Raw genomic sequence first — 4,564 nt, forward strand, 5'->3', positions numbered from 1 at the left:
GGCATCGAGCTTGATGGCATTTATTTCCACGCCCACCTTCGACCAGTCGTCGATGTCGGCACCCAGGCCGGCAATATCCACACAGAATACGATGGCGCCGTTGGCCTGTGATGTGACTTCCATCCACACGGTGTAGGTGCCGTCGCCGGTGACCAGGGCCTCATACTTACCCATGGCGAGGTTGGACCAATAGCTCACGCCCCAGCTCGGGTCGGAGTACTCAAGGCCTGCCACGTAGGAGCCTGCAGCGCCGCTCTTCAGGTTGCCGGTGATGCCGGTAAGGTTGAATGAAACAACCATGTTCCTGGCAAACTTGATGGAAGCTGGATCGATGGGCGGATTGCTTGCTGTAGCGCCAAATTCGTTGTAGATTTCAATGCGTAACCGCCCATTGTTCTCTAAATCGCCAAAGACCAGCTTGCTTGATTCGGGATTCACCTCCGCATAGGCACGCACTGAGCGAAGTGCAAGGCCGAGACTCCGTTTGGAGAAACCGGTTTTGGCGGATGAGCCAGCAAATGTCAACGTATTGGCATAGTCGCTGTGGACAGAGCTTACATTGCCGCTCCAGTAGTAACCTGCACCATCGGCGATTGTTGTTTCTCCGTTACGGTAACCAGTTGCCGGAAGAAAAATGCTGTTCCCGTTGTTTGCGGTAAATCGCAACCCCTCCACACCCTCAACGGTGGTCCATTGCTGGGTGGTGTGCTGTAGCAGCTCCGCTATCTGGGCATGGGTAGGCATCTGGCTCTTCATGGGGGAATCACCATCCAGATCCAGGTTATAAATGAGATCACCGATACTCCCTGCTATATCGGCAGCAGTATAGTCTTCCAGCTTGGCCGAGGTCATCATGGCCGTCTGGTCACCATAACCGAAGAGCGTTCCGGCTTCCGATTCACTGTCAGCCCCGATGTTGTGCGTGGCCCACATCACGCTGAGTCCCAGATCCACATACTCCATCTGTTGCGTGAGGGTTGTCACTGTTTTGGTTTCACCATAGAGATACCCGTCTCCTATCCTGGCAAATGCCGCATAATAGTAGGTCGTTCCCGGCAACAAACCGCCCACCTCGCCCAGTTCGCGGGTGATACCGGAAGTGACATCGTCGGCAGACAAAGAGATCTTCACTCCCGTGTCAAATGATGCGAGGCCCTCGGTACCGCTGATATCGGCCAAAAGGGTTGCTTTGCTGGCGGTGATCTCCTCCGCCTCCTTCGTGGTCACTTTCGCTGCGGTGGCCACGAATGATTTGATGTCGCCAAATTTGGTTACTTTATCCTGCAACGTCACATAGGTGGCATAATAGTAAGTTGTGCCGGTGGTAAGCCCGGTGATTGCGGTGACCACATTCCCGTTTTCATCCACGCTGCCGCTTTTCTTGCTGCCAGCAGTGGTAGGGTCGGCATTGGTGCCGTAGTAAGCACCCACCTCGTAGGAGGCGGACGAAACCAGCGTGAGATCTTTCACGGTACCGGTCACTTCCGCGGCAATTGCGGTCACGCTGGCAGATCCCGTGGTGATCTCCGAAATAATCTCTCCGGTTCTGATGGTATAATCATCTTCCACATCACACGATGTGGCGAACAGAGCGGCTGCCAGTAAAAGAGTGGCTGATATATATCTTATTTTCATATGATTATCTTATTTTTATGCAATTATAATTCATCATCTTCAAAGCGATACGATCACTCTTTTTTCACAATAAAAGGAGTGCCGTTATCCATCTTGACCGTCACCGTCACTGCGATGGATGAACCGAACACGTAGTTGGGTGTATCGCCTACGGTGGCGCCCCAGGGGTTGAGTATATACCGCCTTGCGGTGGTCGCATCATCGCCGACACCGCGGTCAATTGCCGTGTCGTCAAATGGAATGGCGGCACCATCGACCTTGATCTCCTTGATGGCTACATCCATGTTGGGATTGTCTTTCAATATTTTCTGGATATCGAGATACATGCCATAAGGCGCATCACTCGCTCCTGCGATGACAAAGGTGTAATCGCCATCACCGGAAATAAAGAGTGGCTCCGATGCGGTGAAGATCCAACCGAGATCGAAGAAGTGCATGGTTGCCTTGTAGGACTTCACCGCAGCGGCGCTCTGTGCTACAAAATGATATCCCATGTACTGGTAGAGATTGGCCTGGTCATCGAGCTCCTTGCTCGCCAACCACAGATCGGTGAGTCCGCCGGTAAAATCACTGGTTTCATACGACATGATGCGCAGTGTGCGGTCCGGATTGGTTTTAAACAGCGCTCTGCCATCGTTGGAGAGGACGATCTCGGGAAGGGGGTCGCTGAAGGTATAAATCCCCTCACCGCTCAGACTATATTTCCCCTTATGTTCCACGCCCGCAATATCGGTAAGGGTATAATCGCCCGTGCCGCTATTGAGTACCAGCGTCACTTCTTCCACGCCACTGCGGGCAGCTATGTTTCCAATTCCCTTCTGTGATCCGTCGAGGTTACACCAGTCGAAGGGCTTGTCGTCGGAAAGCTTGTAGGTCGTCACCAGGTTGGTCTTGGGTTCCACATAGTCTCTCCAGTCATCAGGCAGTGTCGGGAAGATCTCTTGTGCCGGTGCTTCATAATTGTCGGCATATTCCTTGTTCACAAAGTTCCAGATGACCCACCAGGGATCCTCGCCGGAGGTATCTTTTTGACGCAGGATACCGATTCTCAGCTGGTTTTCCGTCATCGTGAGGATCTTCAAATCTTTTTTCCAGTTGCTGGTCATGTGGTTCCATCCGGCAGTATGAAGCAGGTCCACATCGGTAAAAGTGATGGTATGTGCGTCGGTGTTCAGCATAAAAGAGCCCTTCCTTACACCTACCCCACCGGTGGAACGATCGTCTATCGATACGTTGGCACCATTGATCAGGTCGAATGTCATGCTGCTTTCCCAGATGGGATGATCGCCTGCTGCCATCGTAAATCCGGCAGCCGGTTCCCAGTTGGGAGACCAGTTGTTCCATTCCACGGTTCCGCCCGGATCGGCATAGGAGAGTTCTCCGGGAGCCAGACCATACTGACCGTTGTCGGGGATCCACGTTTTGGAAGCACCCACTCCGCCGGTCAATAACGTCCAGAGCTCGTTGGTCACAAAACCGGCATAAAAATCCTGGATGGTGAATGTGGCGGGTTCACCGTACACTACTCCTCCACGGGTCTGCACGCCAAATCTCACGGTATAGGTTCCATCGAAAGGAATCTGCAGCGTTACTTTCTTTTCCTGACTCCGTCCCTGGGGATGTTCCCAAAGAGCGGTATAGCGATCACCCATTTTGCTTTCCAGATACACGATATTGGGATTGACGGGATCGTGTGTAATGGTATAGGCCAGGCCTTCCACCAGGTCGTCGGGGGTGACATCCTTCGCATCCAAATCATATTGCTCGGGGGTGCAAGCGAAGAAAAGCATGACTACGCTTGCAACAAACAGGTATATAGATGATTTCAGTCTCATACGATTATTTTTTTTGTGTTTATAACTGGCCGTTACCACCCGGGGTTTTGTACCAGGGTGCCGTTTGCCAGCGTGATCTGATTATAAGGAATCTGACTGAGCCCTTTGGTGGCACGCAGTCGGTCGGCTTTGATGCTGACCCTGTCGGGAGATCCCCCACTAAGCACAGTAACCTCTGTTGCAAGTTTATCGGCTGCGTAGTCTACTCCCTGGCGGAGCAGATCCCAATAGTTGATGCTCTCGAATGCAAATTCCAGGCGACGCTCCTGCATGATGTGCTCTTTTGTTGCCGGCAGTGCCGCATAACTGGAAGAGAGCATACCGTTGGAGGTGTAGGCACGTTTTCGCACCGCGTCGAAATAGGCCTGTGCACTGCTACTTCCCAGCTCAGCCGCCATCAACAGCACATCGGCATAGCGAATGATCACATAATCCTGGTGGTTGGATATCTGGAAATCGCCCGAACCATCCTCTTTCGATGCGGATGTGCCATCGGCGAAGCAGAGTGGTGCATATTTCTTCACCGCATAACCGGTATATTCCCGTTGATCTTTGTAGCTTGCTTCAAAGTCGTCCAACCCCGTTATGCCCTCACCGGTCATGTCGATGATCGAAGCAGTGCGGCGTGTATCGCCTGTTTTGAATTCACTGACGAACGCAGGATTCACCGTCAGGCCTCCCCAGCCCTTACCATAAGGAGCAGCATTCAGGCTGCGCATGCCGACCATTACCTGCCAGCGATTGCCGTCGTTATTGCCATTGTAGTCTTGTGAGCTGGTAAATTTCATGGCAAGGATGGTTTCGCTGTTGCCGTTGCCGGCATAGGTCCCCAGCAAGGTTTCCATGTCGCCGATTTCAGCTACGCCGGCCGAAGAGGCAGGCCATAGGTTCTTGAATTCACTCACCAGGCTGTATTCGTTGGAAGAGATAATCTCTTCGAGTGCCGAGAGGGCTTCCGCTTTGGTAGCACCTGCCGGCTCGCTGCCGTAATAGCCAGTATAAAAGAGATAGGCACGGGCAAAAAGGGCTGCAGCGGCATAGCGGGTTATGTGACCATCGTTGGTTGCCGCGTTTGCCTTTGGATAGGCATCGGC

The 4,564-nt window shown here is 52.8% G+C and carries 3 protein-coding genes; all 3 read right to left on the reverse strand.

All coding sequences use genetic code 11. From position 1 onward, the window contains the following. Nucleotides 1-1,635: hypothetical protein (locus B3Z75_RS05820; RefSeq protein WP_294068592.1), on the reverse strand; the 1,635-nt coding region annotated here is incomplete at its 3' end. A gap of 53 nt (nucleotides 1,636-1,688) precedes the next feature. Next, nucleotides 1,689-3,470: a hypothetical protein gene (locus B3Z75_RS05825; RefSeq protein WP_294068594.1), complete on the reverse strand. Its 1,782-nt coding sequence runs from the start codon at nucleotides 3,468-3,470 to the stop codon at nucleotides 1,689-1,691. A gap of 32 nt (nucleotides 3,471-3,502) precedes the next feature. Continuing rightward, the coding region (locus tag B3Z75_RS05830; RefSeq protein ID WP_294068597.1) for a RagB/SusD family nutrient uptake outer membrane protein at nucleotides 3,503-4,564 on the reverse strand (1,062 nt) is incomplete at its 5' end.

The organism is Proteiniphilum sp. UBA1028 (assembly GCF_002316955.1).
In the GTDB taxonomy this organism is placed as follows: Bacteria; Bacteroidota; Bacteroidia; order Bacteroidales; family Dysgonomonadaceae; genus Proteiniphilum.

Bases quoted from the DNA above. Each gene is read 5' to 3' on its own strand.
- B3Z75_RS05825 (WP_294068594.1), bottom strand. From the start codon at position 3,470: ATGAGACTGAAATCATCTATATACCTGTTTGTTGCAAGCGTAGTCATG.